The following is a 22,552-nucleotide window of genomic DNA, read 5'->3' as shown; positions in this document are numbered from 1 at the left end:
GGCTTTCTCCTCAACGGTTCGCCACGGGGTACACGCCTTGCGGGCGCCACAGCAGCACGGCCACCATGAGGAAGATGCTCGCGAACTGCGTGAGCGTGGGCAGCAGGAAGCCGATGTAGTTGGTCATGAGCCCCACCAGCAGCGCGCCGAGCAGCGCCCCGCCGGTCGAGCCCAGCCCGCCGATGATGATCACGATGAAGATCAGCACGTTGACCTGCGCGCCCATCTGCGGCACGAGGTTCTGCTGGAACAGGCCCCACATCACGCCGCCTAGGCCGGCCAGCGCGCTGCCCACCACGAACACGCCCACGAACAGGCGCCCGATGCGGTAGCCCAGCGACTCGACCATCTCGCGGTCCTGCACGCCGGCGCGGATCAAGAGGCCGATCTTGGTGCGGCCCAGCGTCCAGGCCAGCACGCCGAACACCACCACGCCCACGGCCACCGCGAGCAGGCGGTACTTGCTGATGGCGGCATCGCCCACCAGCAGCGAGCCGCGCAGCGCCTCGGGCAGCGGCAGCGGAATCTGCGCCGGGCCCCAGATCACCTTGATGAGCTCCTCGCCGATGATCATGCCGCCCATCGTGATGAGGATCTGCTTCAGGTGCTGGCCGTACACCGGCCGCACGATGAAGCGCTCGAAGGCCAGGCCGATGGCGCCGGCCACCGCCATCGCGGCCAGCATGGCCGGGAACACCGCCACGAGGTTGCGCCACAGCTCGCCCGAGCCGGTCCAGTCGCCCATGAGGCCGAGCACGCTGCTGGCCACGAAGGCGCCCAGCGCAATGAACACGCCGTGGCCGAAGTTCAGCACGTCCATCAGGCCGAACACCAGCGTGAGGCCCGAGGCGATGATGAAGATGATCATGCCCATCGCCAGCCCCGCCACCGTGAGCGTGAGCCAGGTCGAGACCGAGCCCGTGAGCGGCAGCGCGACGAGCGCGAGGATGGGGGCAAGAAGCAGAGGCTTCCAGTCGAAGTCGAGTTTCATAGGGCGAGTCCGAGCAGCGATTGCTGCAGTTGCGCATCGGCGGAGAACGCGGCCATCGAGCCGCTGTGCACCACGCGGCCGTTGTCCATCACCGCGACGGTGTCGCCCAGGCGCTGGGCGAAGTGGATGTTCTGTTCGACCAGCAGGATCGTCACGCCGCTGCGTTTGAGCTCGCCGAAGGCCTCGATCATGTTGTTGATCATCACGGGCGCCAGGCCCTTGCTGGGCTCGTCGATGATGAGCAGCTGGCGCGGCTCGACGATGGCGCGCGACACGGCCAGCATCTGCTTCTGTCCGCCCGACAGCTTGCCGGCCGGGTGGTTCCAGAATTTCTCGACCGCGGGGAAGAGCTTGAAGATCCACTTCAGGCGCGTGTCGTCGATGGCGTCGGCGTTCTTGGCGCCGCGCGCGGCCAGCACCATGTTCTCCTTCACCGTGAGGTCGGAGAAGATGCCCATGTTCTCGGGCACGTAGGCCACGCCGAGCTCAGCGATCTGAGGCGTGTGCAGGGCCGTGATGTCCTTGCCGGCGAACTGCACCCTGCCCTGCGACGCATGCCACAGGCCCATGATGGTGCGCAGCGTGGTGGTCTTGCCCGCGCCGTTGCGGCCCAGCAGCATGGTGAGCTGGCCCTTGGGCACGGCCAGGTCGACGCCGTGCAGGATGTGGTACGCCCCGATGTGCGTCTGCACGCCTTCCAGGGTCAGCAAATTTTCGGTGCTCATGCGGCCTCCTTCGCGATGCCCAGGTAGGCCTCCTGCACCACCGGCGAGGCGATCACCTCGGCCGGCTCGCCGTCGGCCACGAGCGTGCCGTTGTGCAGCACGATGATGCGGTCCGCGAGTTCGCGCACCACGTCCATCTTGTGTTCGACCAGGAGGATGGTCTTGGTCTTGTCCTGCTTGAGCTTGCGGATCAGGTCGAGGATGACGGGCGCCTCGGCCGCATGCATGCCGGCCGTGGGCTCGTCGAACATGAAGACCTTGGGTTCGAGCGCCATCAGCAGCGCCACCTCGAGCTTGCGCTGGTCGCCGTGCGGCAGGCTGGCCACCGTGGCGTGGGCGCGCGGCTCCAGCGCCACGTCGGCCAGGATCTGCTCGGCGCGCTCGGTCAGCGCCTTGTGATCGCTCCAGATGCTCCACAGGTTGAGCCCGTGGCGGTGCGCGCCGGCGCGCGTGGCCTGCACCGCGAGCCGCACGTTCTCCAGCACCGTGAGGTTCGGGAACAGGTTGGTGAGCTGGAACGCGCGCCCCAGCCCGGCGTGCGTGCGCGCCGACGGCGACAGGTGCGACAACGGTTGCCCGTCGAGCGACACCGTGCCGGCCGTGACCTTGAGCTGCCCGGAGATCAGGTTGAAGTAAGTGGTCTTGCCCGCGCCGTTGGGGCCGACGATGGCCGTCAGCGTGCCTGGCGCGAATGCGCAGCTCACGCTGTTGACGGCCACGTGCCCTCCGAAGCGGATGGTCAGATCCCGGGTCTCAAGCATTGTGGAAAGGTCCTTGCGAATCGAAAAAATCAGCGATGGGTGAGCGGCCTCAACAGGTGCCGATCACGTAGTAGTTGGTGCCCGTCTGCTTCAGCGTGGTCATGGCGTAGATGTTCCACAGGCCCATCGACTGGCCCGAGCCGTTGGCATAGGTCAGGCCCCACAGCGCATAGGCGCGCCCGGCCATGGTGTGCGCGTAGTTGCTCGCGGTGTAGCAGGTTCCGCCGCCGCCCGGGCCCGCCGTGGTCGCGCCCGTGGCGGCCGCCGACATCGCGCCTTCGACGTTGCTCGCGTTCAGCGCGGCCACGGTCCAGCTGTAGCTGGTCGACGCGGCCAGGCCGGTGTCGGTGTAGCTGGTGCCGGCCACCGGCGAAGCGTTGACCTTGCTGCCGCCGCGGTACACGTTGTAGCCCGAAGCGCCCGAGACGCCGGCCCAGCCGATCACCATGCTGCTGCTGGTCGCGCCCGAGGTGCCCACGCCGGTGGGCGCCGGCAGCCCGCCGCCGCCGGCCGAACCGGTGACGCGGTCGATCATGGCCTTCATGGCCGCCATCTGCGGGCCCGATTTCTTGGCGTAGTTGGCGCTGTCGTAGCCCCACCAGTCCCAGCAGCTGTTGGTGGCCGCGGTGCTGGTCTGCGGGTAGATCAGGATGATGTTGTTGGTGTCGGCCCAGCGGTTGTAGCCCGTCTTCTTGACGTACTGGTCGCTCACGTCCGTGTAGTTCTGCTTGCAGCCGTGCAGCACCAGGTGCACGCGGCACGAGGTGGTGGTGCAGGCCTGCGGCACGTAGAGCCAGCCGGTGGCGGCCACGCCGTGGCCGGAGACGAACTCCGACTGGTTGAACTCGGTGAAGGTGCCGCCCAGCGCGCCGTTGTTGCGCGGGTTCAGCGGACCGTACAGCTGCGTGAGGATCTCGCCCGCGAGGTCGAAGCCGCAGTTGTTGATGTACGGCGCGGCCGTGGTGCTGCAGGCGCCGCCGTAGTCGTCGGTGACCATCGCGTGGCCTGCGCCGAGGTTGTTCTTGTAGACCGTGTTGGCGGCCGGCACGAAGCTCTGGTAGTACGTCTTCAGGTCGTCCATCACCGGCTGCTTGACGGTGTTGTCCGAGGTGCCCGAGAACAGGTAGACCTTGGAGTTGCTGAGGTTCGACACCGGGTCGATCGCACCGCTGGCGGCCCAGCTGTTGGTGGTGCTCACGAGCGTGGAGACCGGGATGCTGGTGCTGTGCGTCATGCAGCGCCCGGTGGCGTTGAGCACCGAGCCTTCGGCGCAGTAGTACGGACCGCCGGCGACCACGCCCGCGCCGCGCTTGAAGGTGGCCGAGTAGGCCACGTGCAGCTGCACCGCCATGAAGCCGCCGGCCGACAGGCCGGACACGCTCACCTCCGCCGGGTTGGCGCCCAGTGCCGGCAGCGGCACGGCCGCCGTCGCGGCCTGCGCCGCCGCTGTGATCACCGCTGCTGCGGCAAACCCCTTCCAGTTGTTCCATCGCATCGCTGGCATCGCTGTCTCCTTCTGTTGTGTTTGATCGAACGCTTGCTTGCAGACTGACGAATCGGCCGTGGAGCGCGGCAACTTGCGCGGACGCAGGCTGGCGCTTCGCCCGGCGGCCATCCGGGGCGAAAAGGGGGCGGCGCCTGCATGCGCGCCGCGGGTTCAGGGGGCGATCAGCGCCGTGTTCAGCGCTTGTTCTTGATCGGGATGTCCATCTCTTCGGGCTTGATCTCGTGCACCAGCTCCGGCACGCCCCATGCAAACGCGGGGTCGGCCTTGATCTTGAAGTGGTACATCGACTGCATCGCCTGGTGGTCTTCCTTGCGGAAGGTCATCTTGCCTTTGGGCGTGTCGAAGCTCATGCCTTCCATGGTGCTGATGAGCTTGTTGGTGCCGGTGTCGCCGTTGGTCTTCTTCAGCGCCGTCACCACCGCCATCGCGGCCGAGAAGCCGCCGGCCGTGAAGAAGTCCGGCGGCGTCTTGAATTCCTTGTAGTGGGCCGCGACCATGGCCTCGTTCACCGGGTTCTTCGGGATGCCGAAGTAGTAGTAGGCCGCGCCTTCCATGCCCGGCAGCGACTTGTAGGCCGCCATGGCCGGCAGGATGTTGCCGCCGGTGGCGATCTCGATGCCGTAGCGCTTCAGGTCGAGGTCGACGATCTTGAACGGGTTGCCCGCGCCGGCCCAGACGATCCAGATGATCTTGCGGCCCGGCTGGTCCTTGAGCTTGTCGATCAGGCGCTGCGCACCGGCCGTGAAGTCGGTGGTGGCGGGCGGCAGGTATTCCTCGTGCGCGAGCTTGGCTTTCTTCAGCGCGGCGCCGAAGGCCTTCACGCCGTCGCGGCCGAAGGCGTTGTCCTGCGCCAGCGTGGCGACGGTGACGCCGGCCTTGTCGATGGCCACGGCGTTGGAGATGGCGTCCTGGCTCGAATTGCGGCCAGTGCGGAAGATGTACTTGTTCCACTTGTCGCCGGTGATCGAGTCGGCCACGGCGGGCTCGACGATCAGGATCTTCTTGTACTCCTCGGCCACCGGCAGCATGGCCAACGCCACGCCCGAAGCGGTCGGGCCGACCGCGAGCGCGGCCTTGTCGTCGGAGTACGCGGCGGCCAGCAGCGACTTGCCCAGGTCGGGCTTGCCCTGGTCGTCCTTCTCGATGACCACGAGCTTCTTGCCGTTGACCATCATCGTGCCGCCGGTGGCGTAGTTCAGGCCCATCATCAGGCCGGTCTGCGTCTGCTTGCCGTAGGCCTCCAGCGCGCCGGTCTTGCTGTAGACGTGGGCGATGCGGATCTCGTTCGATTGGGCCCAGGCGGGCATGGTGGCGACGGTGGCGCCCAGGGCGGCCAGGGCGATGAGGTGGCGACGGTGCATGTCTTGTCTCCTGATAAAGGTGACTGAATATTGCACAGTTCGTGCCACCCGCCTAAGCCATTGATAACAAAGGCTTCCTCATTCGGGCGCAACCGGTTTCGCCTGATTTCAGTGCATTCGCATTGTCTTTATTTCAGACAACTGTCTGCTGATCAGTCAGGGTTTCCCAGCAGAGTCACGGCGCGCCGCGAGCCAGCTTTCGAACTCGCGCTCGGCCCGCATCCGCAGCTCGTTGCGCGTGTGGTTGCACACCGCATGCGCCAGGCGCCGGTGCTTCTGCTGGCGCACGCCGCCCATCGTGGCGTCGAGCAGGTGTTCGATGGTGGCCGACTCGGGGCGTCCGTGCGGCTCGTCGAAATCCATCGGCAGCCCGCACCAGTGGCAGTTCGGGCCGAAGGTGGAACGCAGCGCCTTCACGCTCATGACAGTCCCATCCCCGTCATGCGCTCGTACAGCGTGGCGCGCGAAATGCCCAGCAGCCGCGAGGTCGCGAGCTTGTTGCCGCCGGTGCTTTCGAGCGCGGCGGCGATCGCCTTGCGCTCCAGCTCGGCCACCTGCTGCGACAGCGGGCGCAACAGTGCCGCCTCCTGGTCGACGTCGCGCAGGCTGTGCGAGGTGTCGGGCGCCTCGATCTGCTCCAGCCCCGCTTCGCGCAGGATGCGTTCGAGCTGCGCCGCGTCGATGCGCTGCGAGTCGCTGCGCATCGTCACCTGCTCCAGCACGTTGCGCAGCTCGCGGATGTTGCCGCGCCAGTGCTGGCCGGCCAGCAGCGCGAGCGCGTCGGGCGTGAGTTCGGGCGGCGCCTCGCCGCTGCGCAGTGCCATGTCCTCGCCCAGCGCCTCGACCAGCGCCGGGATGTCGCTGCGACGCTCGCGCAGCGGCGGCACGCGCAGCGGCAGCACGTTGAGGCGGTAATACAGGTCTTCACGGAACAGGCCGCGGCGCACCAGCTCGGGCAGGTCGCGCGAGGTGGCTGCGATCACGCGGGCGTCGAAGGGAATCAGCTTGTTGGAGCCCAGCGGTTCGATCTCGCCCTCCTGCAGCGCACGCAGCAGCTTGGCCTGCAGGCCCAGCGGCATGTCGCCGATTTCGTCGAGGAACAGGCTGCCGCCGTCGGCCAGCTTGAACTTGCCTTCGCGCCCGCGCTTGTCGGCGCCGGTGAAGGCGCCGGGGGCGAAACCGAAGAACTCGGCCTCGAGCAGCGTGTCGGGCACGGCCGCGATGTTGACGCTGACGAACTGGCCCTTGGCGCGCGTGGACGACGCATGGATCGCATGCGCCAGCAGTTCCTTGCCGGTGCCCGTCTCGCCCAGCAACAGCACCGGGCTGGTGGACTGCGCGGCGCGGCGCGCGTGGCGCTTCACTTCCACGGCCGCCGGGCTGCTGCCGATGAAGCTCGCGAAGGTGTACTTGGAACGGCGCTGGCCGTCGGGTGCGTGCTGGTACAGCGGGTTGTTGCGCTGGCTGGCCAGCTCGCGACGCGCGTCGTCCAGGTCGCGCTGCAGCAGCGCGAACTTGCTGATGAGCGGCTGCAGCGTGGTCTCGGGCTGGTCGAACAGCACGATGCCGATGGCGCCGATGACCTTGCCCAGGCCCTCCCCGTCTTCGCGCTCCTCGCGCAGCGGGATGCGGCTCACGACGAAGGTGCCGGCCTTGTTGGTCAGCAGGTCGATGAGGATCGGCTCGCCGGTTTCGAGCACGCGGCGCATCATGGTGTTGGGGATCACGTCCTCGACCATGTGGCCCATGAACTCGTCGATGGATGAAAAACCCAGCGCCGGCAGGAAGCGGCGGTAGCCCTCGTTCACCCAGACGATGCGCCCGCTGCGGTCGACCAGGAACATGCCCTGGCTGATGCTCGAAAACAGATGAAACATCGAGCGCGCGGCGAGCGCGAGGATGCCTTCGGCGTCCAGGGGCAAGGCGGGCGACGGTGCGGCGGCGGAGGGAGCGACGGACATGCGCGGATCGTACTGTGTGCGGCCCCCGCCCCTGCCGCGCGCAGGCCCACATGCAACCAAAAACAAAAGCCTTCAGCAAGCCTTAAGTAAATCAATCGTTTGATTTCAATCATGCTCTAATCGCGCCGATGAACGCCAGGGACCCCCTCACGCCAACGCCCGTGCCCTCGCCGCGCCGCGCCCCGCGCAGCGACGGCGCCGAGGCGCGCCACCGCCTGCTGCACACCGCGCTGCGGCTGTTCGCCCAGAACGGTTTCGCCAAGACCTCGATCCGCGAGATCGCGCGCGAGGCCGGCGTGAACGTCTCGGCCATCAGCTACTACTTCGGCGACAAGGAGGGGCTGTACTCCGCCACCTTCAACGAGCCGATGGGCAGCGATTCGAACGACCTGGTGGCCGCCTGCAACGTGCCCGGCCAGTCGCTCGAAGCCACGCTGCGCATCTGCATGGCGGCCATGATCGATCCGCTCAAGCAGGGCGAGATCGTGCGCCAGTGCATCCAGCTGCACATGCGCGAGATGCTGGAGCCCACCAGCCAGTGGGCCAAGGAACTGGAGCGCGACATCAAGGGCCCGCACCGCGCCATCGTCGAGCTGCTGTGCCGCCACCTGCAGGTGGAGCGCGCGGACGACGACATCCACCGCCTGACCTTCGCGATCACCGGGCTGTCGATGCAGCTGTACGTGAGCCAGGATTTCATCGAGGCCCTGCGCCCGTCGCTGCTGCGCACGCCGCGCGCCATCGACACCTGGGCCGACCGGCTCACGGGCTACGCGATGGCGCTGGTCCAGGCCGAAACCGCACGCCGCCGCCAGGTGGCCGCCGAGCAGAGAAAGAAGCCATGAGACGACTCCGACGGATTGCCCTTGTTCTGAGCCTGCCGCTGGGCCTCGGCCTTGCCGGCTGCGGCCTGACGCGCCCGCCCGCCTCGGTGCAGGCGCCCTTCCCCGCGCAGTGGCATGCGCCCCTGCCCCACGGCGGCTCGCTGGCCGCGCTGGCCGAGTGGTGGCGCCAGCTCGACGACCCGCTGCTGGTCGAGCTGATCGCCGCCGCCGAAACCGCGAGCCCCAACCTTGCCAGCGCCGCGGCGCGCGTGGCCGAGGCGCGCTCCACGCGCGTGCAGACCGGCGCGGCGCTGCTGCCCAGCCTGGACGGCACGGCGTCGGCCAGCCGCGGCGTGTCGGGCTCGTCGTTCGGATCGGGCGGTTCTAGTAGCAGCAGCAGCGCCTCCACCGCGCCGGTCACCACGCTGCAGGCCGGCCTGCAGTCGAAGTGGGAGATCGACCTGTTCGGCCGCCTGCGCGCCGACCGCGATGCGGCCCAGCAGAAGCTGGACAGCGCCACCGCCAAGTGGCACGACGCGCGCGTCGCCGTGGCGGCCGAGACGGCCAATGCCTACTTCGCCGAACGCGCCTGCCAGCAGCAGCTGAACGTGTCCGAATCCGACGCCAAGTCGCGCGGCGAAACGGCACGGCTCACCGACCTGTCGGCGCGCGCCGGCTTCACCGCGCCGGCCGACGCCGCGCTGGCGCGTGCCAGTGCCTCCGACGCCTCCGGTCGACTCACGCAACAGCGCGCCCTGTGCGCGGTGCAGCGCAAGGCGCTGGTGGCGCTCAGCGGGCTCGACGAACCCACGCTGGCGCAGAAGCTCGCGGCCTCGCCCACGCAGCGCGCGCTGCCGGTGGTCGGCGCCATCGCCAGCGTACCGGCGCAGGCGCTCTCGCAGCGGCCCGACGTGTACGCGGCCGAACTCGGCGTGGCCGCGGCCAGCGCCGAGGTGGGCTCGGCCGAGGCCGAGCGCTACCCCAAGCTCACGCTCTCGGGCTCGATCGGCCGCATGCAGATCCGCACCAGCGGCTTTCGCGAATCGCTCGACACCTGGACGGTCGGGCCGCTGTCGCTCACCGTGCCGCTGCTCGACGGCGGCGCGCGCGCGGCCAACGCCGAGGCGGCCAAGGCGCGCTACACCGAGGCCGTGTCGCTCTACCGCGCCAACGTGCGCCAGGCGGTGCGCGAGGTCGAGGAAGCCCTGGTGAACCTCGACGCCACCACCGCGCGCAGCAGCGACGCCGACAGCGCGGTGAAGAACTACCAGGCCTCGTTCGACGCCACCCAGGCCCGCTACAGCAGCGGCCTGGCCAGCCTGTTCGAGCTCGAGGATTCGCGGCGCACGCTGTTCGCCGCGCAGACCGCGCGCGTCTCGCTGCAGCGCGAGAGCACCGAGGCCTGGGTTTCGCTGTACCGCTCGATGGGCGGCGGCTGGAGCCGCCCCGCCGAAGCATCGTCCCCAATGACCACCACCCCGGCCGCCAAGGTCGCGACGTCGCCATGAAAACAATGAAGCGTTCCACCCTTGTCCTCGCGCTGCTGGCGCTCGTCGTCGTTGTCGCCGCCGGCCTGTGGCTCACCCGCAAGCCGGCCGACGACAAGGCTGCGCCTGCGGCAAAAGGCCCCGCGCAGCGCCCGGCCCTGACCGTCTCGGTCGCCAAGCCCGAAGCCACCGAGCTGACCGTCACGCTGGCGGCCAACGGCAACGTGGCGGCCTGGCAGGAGGCCGTGATCGGCTCCGAATCGAACGGCCTGAAGCTGGCCGAGGTGCGCGTCAACGTGGGCGACACCGTGAAGAAGGGCCAGGTGCTCGCGGTGTTCTCGCCCGAGACGGTACAGGCCGACATCGCGCAGGCGCGCGCCTCGCTGGCCGAGGCCCGCGCCTCGGCCGCCGACGCCGCCGGCAACGCCGCGCGCGCCCGCACGCTGCAGGCCACCGGCGCGCTGAGCCAGCAGCAGATCAACCAGTACCAGACCACCGAGCAGACCGCCAAGGCGCGCGCCGAGGCGGCCGAGGCCGTGCTGGCCGCGCAGCAGGTGCGCGGGCGCAACACGCAGGTGCTGGCACCCGACGACGGCGTGATCTCCGCGCGCACCGCCACGGTCGGCAGCGTGGTGGGCGCCGGCACCGAGCTGTTCCGGCTGATCCGCCAGGGCCGGCTCGAATGGCGCGCCGAAGTCACCTCGGCCGAGCTGGGCCGCGTGGCCGTGGGCACGCCGGCCTTCGTGGTCAGCGCCAGCGGCGCGCAGGTGAAGGGCACGGTGCGCAGCATCGCGCCCACGGTCGATCCACAGACGCGCGCGGCGCTGGTCTATGTCGACCTGCCCAACGTGCAGCAGAACACCGGCGTGAAGGCCGGCATGTTCGCGCGCGGCGACTTCGAACTCGGCCGCAGTTCCGCGCCGACCGTGCCGCAAAGCGCGATCGTGCCGCGCGACGGCTTCAACAACGTCTTCACGCTGCTGCCCGACGGCCGCGTGGCGCAGCTCAAGGTGCAGACCGGCCGCCGCCTGAAGGACCGCGTGGAGATCACCAGCGCCCTGCCCGAGGGCGTGCAGATCGTGGTGCAGGGCGCGGGCTTCCTCAACGACGGCGACCTGGTGCGCGTGGTGGATGCCACGCCCGCAGCGACGCCTGCGTCCGCCACCCCGGCGAAGGCGGGGGCATCCGCCCCTTCGCCTAAATAAGCAAGCACAAGGAACACGCCATGAACGTTTCCGCCTGGTCCATACGCAACCCCATTCCGGCGGTGATGCTGTTCGTGCTGCTCACCTTCGGGGGGCTGCTGTCGTTCAACGCCATGAAGGTGCAGAACTTCCCGGACATCGACCTGCCGACCGTCACCGTCTCGGCCTCGCTGCCGGGCGCCGCGCCCTCGCAGCTGGAGACCGACGTCGCGCGCAAGCTCGAGAACTCGATCGCCACCATCCAGGGCCTGAAGCACATCACGACCAAGGTGCAGGACGGCGCCGCCACGCTGATCGTCGAGTTCCGCCTCGAGAAGCCCGTGCAGGAGGCCGTGGACGACGTGCGCTCGGCCGTGCAGAAGGTGCGCGCCGACCTGCCCGCCGACGTGCGCGACCCGGTCGTCACCAAGCTCGACTTCGCGGCCCAGCCGGTGCTGGCCTTCACCATCGCCTCGTCGCGCATGGACAACGAGGCGCTGAGCTGGTTCGTCGACAACGACATCACCAAGAAGCTGCTCGCGCTGCCCGGCGTGGGCGCGGTGAACCGCGTGGGCGGCGTCACGCGCCAGGTGCACATCGACCTCGACCCGGCCAAGCTGCAGGCGCTGGGCGCCTCGGCGGCCGACATCTCGCGCCAGCTGCGCCAGGTGCAGACCGAAAGCGCGGGCGGGCGCATCGACCTGGGCGGTAGCGAACAACCGGTGCGCACCATGGCCACCGTGCAGTCGGCCGACCAGCTCGCCGACATGCAGATCGCGCTGAGCGACGGCCGCCGCATCCGCCTGGACCAGGTGGCACGCATCAGCGACACCATCGCCGAGCCGCGCGCCGCCGCGCTGCTCAACGGCAAGCCGGTGGTGGGCTTCGAAGTGGCCCGCAGCCGCGGTGCCAGCGAAGTGGAAGTGGGCCGCGCCATTCAAAAGGCGCTGGCCGACCTGCGCGTGCAGCGCCCCGACATCGAACTGACCGAAGCCTTCAACTTCGTCGACCCGGTGGAAGAGGAGTACGACGGCTCGCTGCACCTGCTGTACGAGGGCGCCATCCTCGCGGTGATCGTGGTGTGGCTCTTCTTGCGCGACTGGCGCGCCACCTTCGTCTCGGCCGTGGCGCTGCCGATGTCGGTGATTCCGGCCTTCGTCGGCATGTACCTGCTGGGTTTCTCGGTCAACGTGATCTCGCTGCTCGCGCTCTCATTGGTGGTCGGCATATTGGTGGACGACGCCATCGTGGAGGTCGAGAACATCGTGCGCCACCTGCGCATGGGCAAGTCGCCCTACCAGGCGGCCATGGAGGCGGCGGACGAAATCGGCCTGGCCGTGATCGCCACCACCTTCACGCTGATCGCGGTGTTCCTGCCCACGGCCTTCATGAGCGGCGTGGCCGGCAAGTTCTTCAAGCAGTTCGGCTGGACCGCCTCGCTCGCGGTGTTCGCCTCGCTGGTGGTGGCGCGGGTGCTCACGCCGATGATGGCGGCCTACATCCTCAAGCCGATCGTCGGCGCCGAGAAGGAGCCGGGCTGGCTGCGCTGGTACATGCGCGCCGTGACGTGGAGCACGCACAACCGTTTCAAGACGATGGTGATGGCCACCCTCTTCTTCTTCGGTTCGCTGGCGATGATCCCGCTGCTCAAGACCGGCTTCATCCCGGCCGACGACAACTCGCAGACGCAGGTCTACCTGTCGCTGCCGCCGGGCTCCACGCTGGCGCAGACCACGGCCGCGGCCGAGGAAACGCGCCGCCGCGTGATGAAGATCAACCACGTGAAGAGCGTCTACACCACGGTGGCGGGCGGCAGCGCTGGCGGCGACCCGTTCGCGAACTTCGGCACGCCCGAGACGCGCAAGGCCACGCTGACGATCCAGCTCGACCCGCGCGGCGACCGGCCGCGCAAGCAGGTGATCGAGAAAGAGATCCGCACCGCGCTCGAGACCCTGCCCGGCGTGCGCAGCACCGTGGGCCTGGGCGGCTCGGGCGAGAAGTACATCCTGGTGCTCACGGGCGAAGACCCGGTGGCGCTGTCGGCCGCCGCCGGCGCGGTCGAGAAAGACCTGCGCACCATTCCCGGCCTGGGCAACATCACCTCCACCGCGAGCCTGATCCGCCCCGAGATCGCCGTGCGCCCCGACTTCGCGCGCGCCGCCGACCTGGGCGTGACCAGCTCGGCCATCGCCGAGACCTTGCGCGTGGCCACGCTGGGCGACTACGACCAGGCGCTGGCCAAGCTCAACCTCGCGCAGCGGCAGGTGCCGATCGTGGTGAAGCTCGAAGACTCGGCGCGGCAAGACCTCGACCTCATCGGGCGCCTGTCGGTGCCGGGCGCGCGCGGTCCCGTCATGCTGAGCCAGGTGGCCTCGCTCACGATGGAAGGCGGCCCGGCCGTCATCGACCGCTACGACCGTTCGCGCAACGTCAACTTCGAGATCGAGCTGTCGGGCGTGGGCCTGGGCGATGCCAAGACCGCCGTCGAGGCCCTGCCCTCGATCCAGAAGCTGCCGCCGGGCGTGCGCATCGCCGAGGTGGGCGACGCCGAAGTGATGACCGAGCTGTTCGCCAGCTTCGGCCTGGCGATGCTCACGGGCGTGCTGTGCATCTACATCGTGCTGGTGCTGCTGTTCAAGGACTTCCTGCACCCGGTGACCATCCTGTGCGCGCTGCCGCTCGCGCTGGGCGGCGCCTTCGTGGGCCTCTTGATCGGGCAGAAGGCGTTGTCGATGCCTTCGCTGATCGGCCTGATCATGCTGATGGGCATCGCCACGAAGAACTCGATTCTTCTGGTCGAGTACGCCATCGTGGCGCGCCGCGACCACGGCATGAGCCGCTGGGACGCATTGCGCGACGCCTGCCACAAGCGCGCGCGGCCCATCATCATGACCACGCTCGCCATGGGTGCCGGCATGCTGCCCATTGCCGTGGGCTTCGGCACCGCCGACTCGAGCTTCCGCTCGCCGATGGCGATGGCTGTGATCGGCGGGCTGATCACCTCCACGGTGCTTAGCCTGCTGGTGGTGCCAGCGGTGTTCACCTACGTGGACGACATCGAGCACTGGATCCGCCGCACCGTGCGCAAGGTGCGCGGGCAGCCGGCCGATCCGCACATCGACGACGACCTGGTCGAGGCGCCGCAGCGCTGAGACCTCCGAGCGCGGGCAGCGGTGAACCCGCTACCGCGCCTCGATGTTCAGCACCACCACGCCTGCCACGATGGCCAACAGGCCGACCACGCGCGTCAGCGTGACCGCTTCACCGAACCAGACCATGCCGGCGACCGCGATCAGCGCGGTGCCGGCACCGGCCCAGACCGCGTAGCCCAGCCCCACATCCAGTTCGCGCACCGCGAGCGACATGAGCCAGATCGCGCCGGCATAGCAGGCGGCGGTGAGCAGCGATGGCAACAGGCGGGTGAAACCTTCGGCATGGCGAAGGGCGATGGTGCCGGCGACTTCCGCCGCCACGCTGGCCGCGAGCAGCAGCCAGGCCAGAGTCTGTGGACTCTTCATGGGAATACCTCGTCACACCCCCGCCGTACCGGGCATGGAATGCGGGCGATGCAAGCGGTACCCCGAACGAAGCCGCCATTCTGGGGACATGCGACGACGCAGTGATGACTGCGCGGTCAAGCCCCTTGATGCCGCAGGCGCATTCAAAAAAAATGCCGCGGGCGCCAATCGCCCGCGGCATGTGAACCGAAAAAGAAAGTCGGTCGCGTCAGGCGTCCAGCTGCGCCAGTCGCTTCAGCTTGCGTTCGCTCATGCGCTTGGCCAGGCGCGGCAGCACCAGCACGGCGACGATGGCGATGATCACCACGATCGACTCGGGGCGCTGGAAGAACACGATCGGGCTGCCCTGCCCCATGGCAATCGCGTTGCGCAGGTTGGCTTCGGCGAGCGGGCCGAGGATCATGCCGACCACCACGGGGGCGGTCGGGAAGTCGAAGCGCCGCATCACCACACCCAGCAGGCCGATGCCGAACAGCAGGAACAGGTCGAAGGTGTTCTGGCGCATGCCGTACGCACCCACGGTCGCGAAGATCAGGATGCCGGCGTACAGCTGCGGCTTCGGGATCTTTAGCAGCTTGACCCACAGGCCGACCATCGGCAGGTTGAGCACCAGCAGCATCAGGTTGCCGATGTACAGCGAGGCGATCAGTGCCCAGACCAGCGCGGCCGAGGTGGTAAACAGCTGCGGGCCCGGCTGGATGCCGTAGTTCTGGAACGCGCCCAGCATGATGGCCGTGGTGTTCGACGTGGGAATGCCCAGCGTGAGCAGCGGGATCAGCGCGGCGGTCACCGTGGCGTTGTTGGCGGCCTCGGGGCCGGCCACGCCTTCGATGGCGCCGGTGGTGCCGAACTCGGCCTTGGCATCGGCGTCTTTGGCGAGCTTCTTCTCGGTGGCGTAGCTCAGGAAGGTCGGGATCTCTGTGCCGCCGGCCGGAATGCAGCCGAAGGGCGTGCCGATGGCCGCGCCGCGCAGCCAGGCGGGAATCGAACGCTTCCAGTCGCGCGAGGTCATGTGCACGCGGGTCAGCTTGTTCTGGCCCTCGACCACGCGACCTTCGTACAGCACGGCGTACAGCACCTCGGCCACCGCAAACAGGCCCACCGCCACCAGCACGATCTCGATGCCGTCGAGCAGCTCGGGCATGTTGCCGGTGTAGCGGCCCTGGCCGGTGATCTGGTCCAGGCCCACGCAGCCGATGGCCAGGCCGACGAACAGCGCCGTCATGCCGCGCAGCGTGCTCTTGCCCAGCACCGCGCTCACCGTGGTGAAGGCCAGCAGCATCAGCAGGAAGTACTCGGGCGCCGCCAGGCGCACGGCGTAGTCGGCCACGAAGGGCGCGAACAGCGTGACGACCACGGTGGCGATGGTGCCGGCCACGAAGGAGCCGATGGCCGCGGTGGCGAGCGCGGCGCCCGCGCGGCCGCTCTTGGCCATCTTGTTGCCTTCCATGGCCGTGACCATGCTGGCGGTTTCGCCGGGCGTGTTCAGCAGGATCGAGGTGGTCGAGCCGCCGTACATGGCGCCGTAGTAGATGCCCGAGAAGAAGATCATCGAGGCCGTGATGTCGACCTTGCCGGTGATCGGCAGCAGCATCGCCACCGCCACGGCGGGGCCGATGCCGGGCAGCACGCCCACGGCCGTGCCCAAGGCACAGCCGATGAGGCACCACAGCAGGTTGATGGGGGTGATCGCGGCCGCGAAGCCGGTCATCAGTGCGTTGAAGATATCCATTTGGCGTGGCTCCGCTCAGATCCAGCCGGTGCTGGTGAGACCCGGCAGGCTGATGGCCAGGAACTTGGTGAACATCCAGAAGACCGGGGCCGAGATCGCCAGGCCGGTCACCAAATCGGTGACCCAGGTGGCCGGTGCGTTGACCTTGGCCTGCCCGGCGGCGCGGCGCAGGCCCTGCACGGCCAGCAGGTAGCACAGCGCGCAGCTCAGGATGAAGCCGATGCTGGTGATGAGCGCCGCATTGAGCAGCAGGCCCGCCGCCACCCAGATGAAGCCGGGCCAGTAGGCGGTGTCGGCGCCGGAGGGGGCGTCGAGCTCGCGAAAGCCGCCGCTGAACGCTTCCCAGGTGATCCACGCGCCGCAGACCATCAGGACGATCGAGACCATCCAGGGCAGGAAGTTGGGGCCGACGCCGCCGTAGCCGGCTTCGGAAGAAATGCCGATGGCGCCGAAGGCCAGCGCGGCGCCGGTCAGCAGCACGCCGAGGCCGACGACGTATTGCGGCCAGCGGGCCGCGCCGGAGGTGGCCTCAGCGGAATGTGAGACCGAGGATTCTGGAGTTGTCATTTTTGGCTCCCGCAGTCGTGGGGAAAAAGAAGGCCCCTTCCAGAAACACCGCAAACCGGCTTTGCCGGGCCGCGGGTGTTGCCCCCGGAAGGGGGAAGGCGTGCGCGACACGAAGTGCGCGCAGCCTGGGGGCGACTCAAACTCAGACCATGCCGGACTTGGCCATGATGGCGCGCAGGCTGGCGAAGTCGTCGTCGACGAACTTGGCGAACGCGTCACCCGACAGCACGGCCGGCGTCCAGTCGTTCTTCTTGAGCGACTCGGCCCACGACGGGCTCTTGAGCGCGGCCAGCACCATGTCGGTCAGGGCCTTGCGCTGCTCGGCCGAGATGCCGGGCGCGCCGTACACGCCGCGCCAGTTGCCGATCTCGACGTCGATGCCCTGTTCCTTCAGGGTCGGCACATTGATGCCCGGCAGGCGCTGGGCGGAGGTGACAGCAATGGGTTTCATCTTGCCGGCGGCGATGTACTCGGCGAACTCGCTGTAGCCGCTGCCGCCGATGGTGACGTTGCCGCCCAGGATGGCGGCGGTGGCTTCACCGCCTCCGCGGAAGGCCACGTAGTTGATCTTGGACGGATCGGCGCCGACCTTCTGCGCGATCATGGCCGCGGCGATGTGCTCGGTGGAGCCGCGCGAACCGCCGCCCCACTTGACGCTGCCCGGGTCTTTCTTGAGCTGCTCGACCACGTCCTTCATGGTCTTGAACGGCGAGTTGGACGGCAGCACGAAGACGTTGTATTCGGTGGTCAGGCGCGCGATGGGCGTGGCCTGCGACAGGTTGACCGGCGGCTTGCCGGTGATGATGCCGCCCAGCATGACCGAGCCCATGACCATCAGCGCGTTGGCGTCGCCCTTGGAGCCGTTGACGAACTGGGCCAGGCCCAGCGCGCCGGCGGCACCGCCCTTGTTGTCGTAGGCGACGGTGTCGGCCACCTTGGCGTCGGTCAGGGCCTTGCCCAGCGCGCGGCCGGTGGTGTCCCAGCCGCCACCCGGGTTGGCCGGGATCATCATCTTGACGTTGGCGGCGGCGCGCGCCGACAGCGGCAAGGCGCCGGCAGCGGCCAGTGCGGCCAGGGACTTCAAAAAGGTATCGCGACGCATCGTTGGTGTCTCCTGAGAACTTGGGAACGGATGGAACCTGACTTGGACCTGAGCCGCTATCATGCGCCGCCCCGCTGTCAGTTGGCTGTCCACCAGACTGGGGAAAACACCGAAGTACCGACCCCTGCCCGTATGAAGCTGCTGCTCGTCGAAGACGACCCCTCGATGCAAATCACCCTGCAGCGCACCCTCGGGCGACGCCGCATCGACGTGCGCATCTGCGGCGACGGCGCGCAGGCGATCGCGCAGTGGCGTGCCGTCGAGCCCGACGTGGTCGCGCTCGACCTGAGCCTGCCGCACGTCGATGGCCTGCAGGTGCTGGCCCAGGCGCGCGCCGAGGGCCTGCGCACGCCGGTGCTGCTGCTGACCGCGCGCGGCACGGTGGGCGACCGCATCATGGGCCTGAACGCCGGCGCGGACGACTACCTGCCCAAGCCCTTCGACCTGGACGAGCTCGAGGCCCGCATCCGCGCGCTGCGCCGGCGCAGCCTGAGCGCGGGGCCCGACCCCACGCTGAACCCGCTGGAGGTCGGCAGCCTGCGCTTCGAGCCCGACAACGGCGCCGTCTACCACCGCTCCGAGCTGCTCGAGCTCACGCCGCGCGAGCTCGCGCTGCTCAAGGCGCTGATGATGAAACCCGGCCACGCGGTCACCAAGGAGCGCCTGTTCGAACTGGTGTTCCCGGGCGAATCCGAGGTGCAGTACGAGGCCATCGAGGTGGTCGTGTACCGCCTGCGCAAGAAGCTGGTGGGCACCGGCACCGTGCTGATGACGATGCGCGGCCTGGGCTATCTCTTGCGGGCCGAGACTTGAGGGCGGCCCTGCGGCGCACGATGTCGTCCCTGCGCGCGCGGCTCCTGCTCGGCATCCTGGTGCCGGTGGCCGTGTTCGTGGTGATCAACAGCGTGAGCCTGTACCGCCAGAGCCTGGCGGCCGCCACCACCGCCTACGACCGCACGCTGCTGGCCTCGGCCAAGACCATCGGCGAGCAGCTCGACGTGGAAGGCTACGACGACATGGCGCGGCTGCGCGCGATCGTGCCCTACTCCGCGCTCGAGGCCTTCGAGGCCGACAACCGCAGCCGGCTGTTCTACCGCGTCTCGGCGCTCGACGGCGAGATGGTCTCGGGCTTTGCCGAGCTGCCCTTCTGGCGCGGGCGCATCCCCGACCGCGGGGCGTACGCGGCGCTGGTCGATTTCTACGACGCCGAGTTCCGCGGCCAGCCGGTGCGCGTCGCCGTGATGCTGCAGCCCGTGGCCAGCGCGCGCGGCCGCGGCATGGCCGTGGTGCAGGTGGCCGAGACACTGGAGCTGCGCGAAACACTCGTGCGCAAGCTGCTGCTCGACATGCTCTGGCGCCAGCTGCTGCTGATGGGCGTGATCGCGCTGGTCACCGTCGTGGTCGTGCAACGCGCCACGCGGCCGGTGCGCGAGCTCGGCGAAGCCATCGAGCGGCGCCCCGAAGACGACCTCTCGCCCATCGACGCGCCCGGCGCCCCGGCCGAGCTGCGCCCGCTGATCGACGCCACCACCGAGGTCATGGGCCGGCTGCAGCGCCTGCTCGACCACCAGAAGCGCTTCGTGCGCGACAGCGCCCACCAGCTGCGCACGCCGCTGGCGGTGCTGAAGGCGCAGGTGCAGTCGGCGCGCCGTGGCGACGTGGCGCCCGAGCAGGCGCTGGTCGAGATCAGCCAGACCGTCGAGCGCGCCACCACGCTGGCCAACCAGATGCTGTCGCTGGCCAAGGTGGAGCAGCTGCGCCAGCAGCCCGAGTCGGCGCTGCTCGACCTGGGCGACGTGGTGCGCCACATCGCGCTCGACCTGTCGCCGCTGGTGGCCGACAAGGCGCTCGATTTCGAGCTGGCCGCCGACGACGCCGTGACCGTGCGCGCGCACCAGTGGATGCTGCAGGAGCTCACGCGCAACCTGCTGCACAACGCCATCAAGCACAGCCCCACAGGCGCGCCGCTCTCGGTGCGCGTGCACGCCGAGGGCGACGAGGCCGTGCTCACCGTGCGCGACGACGGCCCGGGCATTTCCGCCGAACTGCGCCAGCGCCTGTTCGCGCCCTTCTCGGCGGGCAACACCGCGAGCGGCTCGGGCCTGGGCCTGGCGATCTGCCGCGAGATCGTTCTGGCCCTGGGTGGACGCATCAGCCTCGACAACCGCACGGTACCCAACCCTGGCGGCACCGACCGCGTGACCGGGCTCGACGCCGTGGTGCGGCTGCCGCTGTCGCGCCACAATGGCTGACCTTTCTTTTTCGACCTTCATGGACCGTCTGCGCATCGACAAGTGGCTCTGGGCCGCCCGCTTCTTCAAGACCCGCTCGCTGGCCGCGGACGAAATCGGCAAGAACCGCATCCAGGTGAACGGCGAGGTCGCCAAGGCCTCGCGCGAGGTCAAGGCCGGCGACACCGTCGCCATGCGCCTGGGCCCGCTCACGCGGACCGTGACCGTGCGCGGCCTCAGCGGCCAACGCGGCCCGGCGCCCGTGGCCCAGCAGCTGTACGAGGAAACGCCTGAGAGCCTGGCGGCGCAGGCCGCCTTCCGCGAGCAGCGCCGCATGGGCAGCGAGCCGGCCCTGGCCATCGAGCAGGGCCGCCCGACCAAGCGCGACCGGCGCGAGATCGACGGCGTGCGCCACCAGGCCGAGTGGGACAACCGCTGGAGCGCGTCGATCGACGAAAGCAACGGCGACGACGACCACCCGCCTCCACGCGGTCGCCCGCAGCGCTGATTCGCGTACCCTGCGGGCTTCGTTTCTTTTTTGACGGAGCGTCCGCAGATGTCCAAGTTCAAGAAGTACCGCGTCGGCAGCAAGTTCAAGCTCTCGCGCATCGACCCCGACGATTCGCCGTTTCTCACCGGTGACGAGTCGGCCCAGCGTGCCGAGCTCGACACCCTGGCCGTCGAGCTGGACGAACTGCAGGACGTGCTGCATGCCGAAGGCCGGCGCAAGGTGCTGCTGGTGCTGCAGGGCATGGACACCAGCGGCAAGGACGGCACGGTGCGCTGGGTGTTCTCGCGCACCTCGCCGCTGGGCGTGCGGGTGACGGCCTTCAAGGCGCCCAGCGAAGACGAACGCGCGCACGACTACCTCTGGCGCTGCCATGCCGCCGTGCCGCGCACCGGCGAGATCATGGTGTGGAACCGCAGCCACTACGAGGACGTGCTGGTGCCCGTGGTCGAAGGCTGGATCGACGGCGACGAAGCCCGCCGCCGCTATGCGCAGATCAACGACTTCGAGCGGCTGCTCACCGAGACCGGCACGGTCGTCGTCAAGTGCATGCTGCACATCGACAAGGACGAGCAGCGCGAACGGCTGCAGGCCCGCATCGACACGCCCGGCAAGCAATGGAAGTTCAGCATGGGCGACCTCGAGGTGCGCACCAAGTGGGCCGACTACCAGAAGGCCTATCAGAACGCGCTGGCCGCCACCTCGAGCGACCACGCGCCGTGGCACGTGATCCCGGCCAACAGCAAGCGGCACCGCAACATGATGATCGCGCAGCTGCTCGTGAAGACGCTGCGCGACATGAAGCTCAAGCCCCCGCCGCCCGACCCGGCGCTCAAGGGCATGGTCGTGAAGTGAGCCCGGAGGGGCCGGCTCAGGAGCGGCGCACGGGCGCCGTGGGGCGCATCGGCGTCTGCGCCAGCACGCGGCAGTTGCCGAACTCGCAGCGCACGGCCCAGGCCACGCCGGTGGTGCACGGCACGCTGTAGCTCTCGTAGCCCGGGCCCTTGGCCGTCAGCTCGGCGCGCGGCTGCACGTTGCAGCGGCCGGCCTTGGCCAGGCGCTCGACGTTGTAGGTGTCGATGCCCGTGCGGCGCGGCTTGAGCGCGAGCACGGGGTTGAAGGTGTTGCCGTAGAACGTGTCCTGCACGTTCGGGTCGAGGTTGCGGTAGCCGCGCTTGGCCATGCAGTGGACGATGGCGATCTGCTGGTGCTCGGCGATCAGCGCGCTGCTGGGGCGGGTGTTCCAGTCGATGACGGCGGCACTGATGCCGGTGTACGAGGCCGCGGCGACGATGCCCTGGCCGTGCACCGTGATCAGGCCCAGGCCCAGCGCGGCCCACATGGCGTCACCCGATTCGCTGCGCGCGGTGATGCGGGTGGCGGCCGTGCGACAGTCGGCCACGTCGCTGTCGTAGCGCACCTTGTCCACGCCTTCCATGGCCACCATCGGCACGTACGACATGCCGGTGCCCTGGCCGGGCCCGGGCGGCGGTGCGCTGGCGCATCCGGCCAGAACCACGGTGGCCAATGCAATGCTGAGCGGCAGCTTCATGGGAATCCCTCGTCCTCTTCGCGGTAGTTGCGAGGGATTTAACCATACATATAGTTACTCTTGAATCGACTTGTCGCGAATGAGAGACGACCTCCAGACGGGGCATTCGGGCGGCGATCCGGGGCCTGCGACAGGGCAAGGTACAGTTTTCACCCCTCCCCGGTTTCCCCTCCATGCCCTGTATTCCCCGGCTTTCCGCTCCCCACTTTCTCTCGATCGCACTCGCCGCCGCATCCTTCGGTGCCGCAGCCCAGCAGCCGCAACTTTCCGCTGTCGACCTGGCCCGCAAGAACGCCTGCATGGCCTGCCACGGCCTGGTGCACAAGCAGGTCGGGCCGGGCTTCGCGCAGATCGCCGAGCGCTACCGCGGCGACGCCGCCGCACCGGCACGTCTGGCCGACAAGATCCGCAACGGCAGCGTCGGCACCTGGGGCCGCGTGATCATGCCGCGCCAGTCGCTGGTATCGGAGACCGACGCGCAGGTGCTCGCGCGCTGGGTGCTGGCGCAGCCGCAACAGCAGCAGCCACCCGCGCGCTGAAT

At 68.9% G+C, this 22,552-nt stretch carries 21 protein-coding genes; 9 read left to right on the top strand and 12 right to left on the bottom strand.

Annotation, left to right across the window (positions count from 1 at the left end; all coding sequences use genetic code 11):
* Positions 1 to 10 precede the first annotated feature (10 nt).
* From AC1RAA_RS02970 to AC1RAA_RS02940, 7 genes are all read right to left on the bottom strand, one after another.
* Positions 11 to 991, bottom strand: coding sequence for a branched-chain amino acid ABC transporter permease (locus AC1RAA_RS02970; protein WP_070060451.1), 981 nt, complete (start codon positions 989 to 991; stop codon positions 11 to 13).
* Positions 988 to 1,716: an ABC transporter ATP-binding protein gene (locus tag AC1RAA_RS02965; RefSeq protein WP_159277159.1), complete on the bottom strand. Its 729-nt coding sequence runs from the start codon at positions 1,714 to 1,716 to the stop codon at positions 988 to 990. Before AC1RAA_RS02965 ends, AC1RAA_RS02970 begins: the two co-directional genes overlap by 4 nt.
* The gene (locus AC1RAA_RS02960) at positions 1,713 to 2,477 is read right to left on the bottom strand and encodes an ABC transporter ATP-binding protein (protein WP_492726388.1); all 765 of its coding nucleotides are present in this window, start codon (positions 2,475 to 2,477) and stop codon (positions 1,713 to 1,715) included. Before AC1RAA_RS02960 ends, AC1RAA_RS02965 begins: the two co-directional genes overlap by 4 nt.
* Positions 2,478 to 2,526: 49 nt before the next feature.
* Positions 2,527 to 3,981, bottom strand: a complete 1,455-nt coding sequence (locus AC1RAA_RS02955) for an extracellular catalytic domain type 2 short-chain-length polyhydroxyalkanoate depolymerase (RefSeq protein WP_492726385.1) — start codon at positions 3,979 to 3,981, stop codon at positions 2,527 to 2,529.
* A gap of 176 nt (positions 3,982 to 4,157) precedes the next feature.
* A complete protein-coding gene (locus AC1RAA_RS02950; RefSeq protein WP_070060448.1) occupies positions 4,158 to 5,345 on the bottom strand; it encodes a substrate-binding domain-containing protein in 1,188 nt (395 codons plus the stop codon).
* A 156-nt stretch (positions 5,346 to 5,501) separates the two neighbouring features.
* On the bottom strand, positions 5,502 to 5,768 hold the full coding sequence (locus tag AC1RAA_RS02945; protein ID WP_095745066.1) for a hypothetical protein: 267 nt from the start codon (positions 5,766 to 5,768) through the stop codon (positions 5,502 to 5,504).
* Positions 5,765 to 7,306, bottom strand: coding sequence for a sigma-54 interaction domain-containing protein (locus AC1RAA_RS02940; RefSeq protein WP_492726384.1), 1,542 nt, complete (start codon positions 7,304 to 7,306; stop codon positions 5,765 to 5,767). The genes AC1RAA_RS02945 and AC1RAA_RS02940 overlap by 4 nt, the downstream gene beginning before the upstream one ends.
* A gap of 128 nt (positions 7,307 to 7,434) precedes the next feature.
* Here AC1RAA_RS02940 and AC1RAA_RS02935 point away from each other — a divergent pair, with 128 nt between their 5' ends.
* The 4 genes from AC1RAA_RS02935 to AC1RAA_RS02920 are packed head-to-tail and all read left to right on the top strand — an operon-like array spanning position 7,435 to position 13,953.
* The gene (locus AC1RAA_RS02935; RefSeq protein ID WP_070060446.1) at positions 7,435 to 8,151 is read left to right on the top strand and encodes a TetR/AcrR family transcriptional regulator; all 717 of its coding nucleotides are present in this window, start codon (positions 7,435 to 7,437) and stop codon (positions 8,149 to 8,151) included.
* Positions 8,148 to 9,638, top strand: a complete 1,491-nt coding sequence (locus AC1RAA_RS02930) for an efflux transporter outer membrane subunit (RefSeq protein WP_492726382.1) — start codon at positions 8,148 to 8,150, stop codon at positions 9,636 to 9,638. Before AC1RAA_RS02935 ends, AC1RAA_RS02930 begins: the two co-directional genes overlap by 4 nt.
* Positions 9,635 to 10,822 (top strand): efflux RND transporter periplasmic adaptor subunit, encoded by a 1,188-nt coding sequence (locus AC1RAA_RS02925; protein WP_492685513.1) that lies wholly within the window; start codon positions 9,635 to 9,637, stop codon positions 10,820 to 10,822. The genes AC1RAA_RS02930 and AC1RAA_RS02925 overlap by 4 nt, the downstream gene beginning before the upstream one ends.
* 20 nt (positions 10,823 to 10,842) lie before the next feature.
* On the top strand, positions 10,843 to 13,953 hold the full coding sequence (locus tag AC1RAA_RS02920) for an efflux RND transporter permease subunit (RefSeq protein ID WP_487847104.1): 3,111 nt from the start codon (positions 10,843 to 10,845) through the stop codon (positions 13,951 to 13,953).
* A 30-nt stretch (positions 13,954 to 13,983) separates the two neighbouring features.
* On the opposite strand, the gene AC1RAA_RS02915 is transcribed toward AC1RAA_RS02920, so the two are convergent.
* The 4 genes from AC1RAA_RS02915 to AC1RAA_RS02900 form a co-directional block, all read right to left on the bottom strand.
* Entirely contained in the window at positions 13,984 to 14,319 is a 336-nt protein-coding gene (locus tag AC1RAA_RS02915; protein ID WP_095745062.1) for a DMT family transporter, read from the bottom strand.
* A 208-nt stretch (positions 14,320 to 14,527) separates the two neighbouring features.
* Positions 14,528 to 16,051, bottom strand: a complete 1,524-nt coding sequence (locus tag AC1RAA_RS02910) for a tripartite tricarboxylate transporter permease (RefSeq protein WP_354343496.1) — start codon at positions 16,049 to 16,051, stop codon at positions 14,528 to 14,530.
* Between the two features lie 15 nt (positions 16,052 to 16,066).
* Positions 16,067 to 16,618 (bottom strand): tripartite tricarboxylate transporter TctB family protein, encoded by a 552-nt coding sequence (locus tag AC1RAA_RS02905; protein WP_062482508.1) that lies wholly within the window; start codon positions 16,616 to 16,618, stop codon positions 16,067 to 16,069.
* A 142-nt stretch (positions 16,619 to 16,760) separates the two neighbouring features.
* A complete protein-coding gene (locus tag AC1RAA_RS02900; protein ID WP_070060440.1) occupies positions 16,761 to 17,720 on the bottom strand; it encodes a Bug family tripartite tricarboxylate transporter substrate binding protein in 960 nt (319 codons plus the stop codon).
* A 132-nt stretch (positions 17,721 to 17,852) separates the two neighbouring features.
* Between AC1RAA_RS02900 and AC1RAA_RS02895 the strand changes: the two genes are divergently transcribed.
* The 4 genes from AC1RAA_RS02895 to AC1RAA_RS02880 are packed head-to-tail and all read left to right on the top strand — an operon-like array spanning position 17,853 to position 21,314.
* Positions 17,853 to 18,533 carry a response regulator transcription factor gene (locus AC1RAA_RS02895; RefSeq protein WP_062481159.1) on the top strand — a complete coding sequence of 227 codons (681 nt, stop codon included), beginning with the start codon at positions 17,853 to 17,855 and terminating at the stop codon, positions 18,531 to 18,533.
* 20 nt (positions 18,534 to 18,553) lie between these two features.
* Complete coding sequence (locus tag AC1RAA_RS02890; protein WP_307693806.1) at positions 18,554 to 19,972, top strand: sensor histidine kinase; 1,419 nt, start codon at positions 18,554 to 18,556, stop codon at positions 19,970 to 19,972.
* 19 nt (positions 19,973 to 19,991) lie between these two features.
* Complete coding sequence (locus AC1RAA_RS02885) at positions 19,992 to 20,459, top strand: RNA-binding S4 domain-containing protein (RefSeq protein WP_062481157.1); 468 nt, start codon at positions 19,992 to 19,994, stop codon at positions 20,457 to 20,459.
* 48 nt (positions 20,460 to 20,507) lie between these two features.
* Positions 20,508 to 21,314, top strand: a complete 807-nt coding sequence (locus AC1RAA_RS02880; RefSeq protein ID WP_369647251.1) for a PPK2 family polyphosphate kinase — start codon at positions 20,508 to 20,510, stop codon at positions 21,312 to 21,314.
* A 16-nt stretch (positions 21,315 to 21,330) separates the two neighbouring features.
* Here the strand turns inward: AC1RAA_RS02880 and AC1RAA_RS02875 are convergent, their stop codons facing one another.
* Entirely contained in the window at positions 21,331 to 22,011 is a 681-nt protein-coding gene (locus AC1RAA_RS02875) for a hypothetical protein (RefSeq protein WP_062481152.1), read from the bottom strand.
* Between the two features lie 173 nt (positions 22,012 to 22,184).
* Between AC1RAA_RS02875 and AC1RAA_RS02870 the strand changes: the two genes are divergently transcribed.
* Positions 22,185 to 22,550, top strand: coding sequence for a c-type cytochrome (locus tag AC1RAA_RS02870; protein ID WP_492726379.1), 366 nt, complete (start codon positions 22,185 to 22,187; stop codon positions 22,548 to 22,550).
* The last annotated feature ends 2 nt before the right edge of the window (positions 22,551 to 22,552 follow it).

Source organism: Variovorax sp. GW823-FHT04F07 (assembly GCF_058795995.1).
Note: the sequence above shows the minus strand (reverse complement) of the source record. Positions and strands in the feature narration are given on the sequence as shown.

Excerpts from the sequence above, each read along its gene's own strand:
- AC1RAA_RS02970 (WP_070060451.1), bottom strand. The coding sequence starts at position 991 with ATGAAACTCGACTTCGACTGGAAGCCTCTGCTTCTTGCCCCCATCCTC.
- AC1RAA_RS02965 (WP_159277159.1), bottom strand. The coding sequence starts at position 1,716 with ATGAGCACCGAAAATTTGCTGACCCTGGAAGGCGTGCAGACGCACATC.
- AC1RAA_RS02960 (WP_492726388.1), bottom strand. The coding sequence starts at position 2,477 with ATGCTTGAGACCCGGGATCTGACCATCCGCTTCGGAGGGCACGTGGCC.
- AC1RAA_RS02955 (WP_492726385.1), bottom strand. The coding sequence starts at position 3,981 with ATGCCAGCGATGCGATGGAACAACTGGAAGGGGTTTGCCGCAGCAGCG.
- AC1RAA_RS02950 (WP_070060448.1), bottom strand. The coding sequence starts at position 5,345 with ATGCACCGTCGCCACCTCATCGCCCTGGCCGCCCTGGGCGCCACCGTC.
- AC1RAA_RS02945 (WP_095745066.1), bottom strand. The coding sequence starts at position 5,768 with ATGAGCGTGAAGGCGCTGCGTTCCACCTTCGGCCCGAACTGCCACTGG.
- AC1RAA_RS02940 (WP_492726384.1), bottom strand. The coding sequence starts at position 7,306 with ATGTCCGTCGCTCCCTCCGCCGCCGCACCGTCGCCCGCCTTGCCCCTG.
- AC1RAA_RS02935 (WP_070060446.1), top strand. The coding sequence starts at position 7,435 with ATGAACGCCAGGGACCCCCTCACGCCAACGCCCGTGCCCTCGCCGCGC.
- AC1RAA_RS02930 (WP_492726382.1), top strand. The coding sequence starts at position 8,148 with ATGAGACGACTCCGACGGATTGCCCTTGTTCTGAGCCTGCCGCTGGGC.
- AC1RAA_RS02925 (WP_492685513.1), top strand. The coding sequence starts at position 9,635 with ATGAAAACAATGAAGCGTTCCACCCTTGTCCTCGCGCTGCTGGCGCTC.
- AC1RAA_RS02920 (WP_487847104.1), top strand. The coding sequence starts at position 10,843 with ATGAACGTTTCCGCCTGGTCCATACGCAACCCCATTCCGGCGGTGATG.
- AC1RAA_RS02915 (WP_095745062.1), bottom strand. The coding sequence starts at position 14,319 with ATGAAGAGTCCACAGACTCTGGCCTGGCTGCTGCTCGCGGCCAGCGTG.
- AC1RAA_RS02910 (WP_354343496.1), bottom strand. The coding sequence starts at position 16,051 with ATGGATATCTTCAACGCACTGATGACCGGCTTCGCGGCCGCGATCACC.
- AC1RAA_RS02905 (WP_062482508.1), bottom strand. The coding sequence starts at position 16,618 with ATGACAACTCCAGAATCCTCGGTCTCACATTCCGCTGAGGCCACCTCC.
- AC1RAA_RS02900 (WP_070060440.1), bottom strand. The coding sequence starts at position 17,720 with ATGCGTCGCGATACCTTTTTGAAGTCCCTGGCCGCACTGGCCGCTGCC.
- AC1RAA_RS02895 (WP_062481159.1), top strand. The coding sequence starts at position 17,853 with ATGAAGCTGCTGCTCGTCGAAGACGACCCCTCGATGCAAATCACCCTG.
- AC1RAA_RS02890 (WP_307693806.1), top strand. The coding sequence starts at position 18,554 with ATGTCGTCCCTGCGCGCGCGGCTCCTGCTCGGCATCCTGGTGCCGGTG.
- AC1RAA_RS02885 (WP_062481157.1), top strand. The coding sequence starts at position 19,992 with ATGGACCGTCTGCGCATCGACAAGTGGCTCTGGGCCGCCCGCTTCTTC.
- AC1RAA_RS02880 (WP_369647251.1), top strand. The coding sequence starts at position 20,508 with ATGTCCAAGTTCAAGAAGTACCGCGTCGGCAGCAAGTTCAAGCTCTCG.
- AC1RAA_RS02875 (WP_062481152.1), bottom strand. The coding sequence starts at position 22,011 with ATGAAGCTGCCGCTCAGCATTGCATTGGCCACCGTGGTTCTGGCCGGA.
- AC1RAA_RS02870 (WP_492726379.1), top strand. The coding sequence starts at position 22,185 with ATGCCCTGTATTCCCCGGCTTTCCGCTCCCCACTTTCTCTCGATCGCA.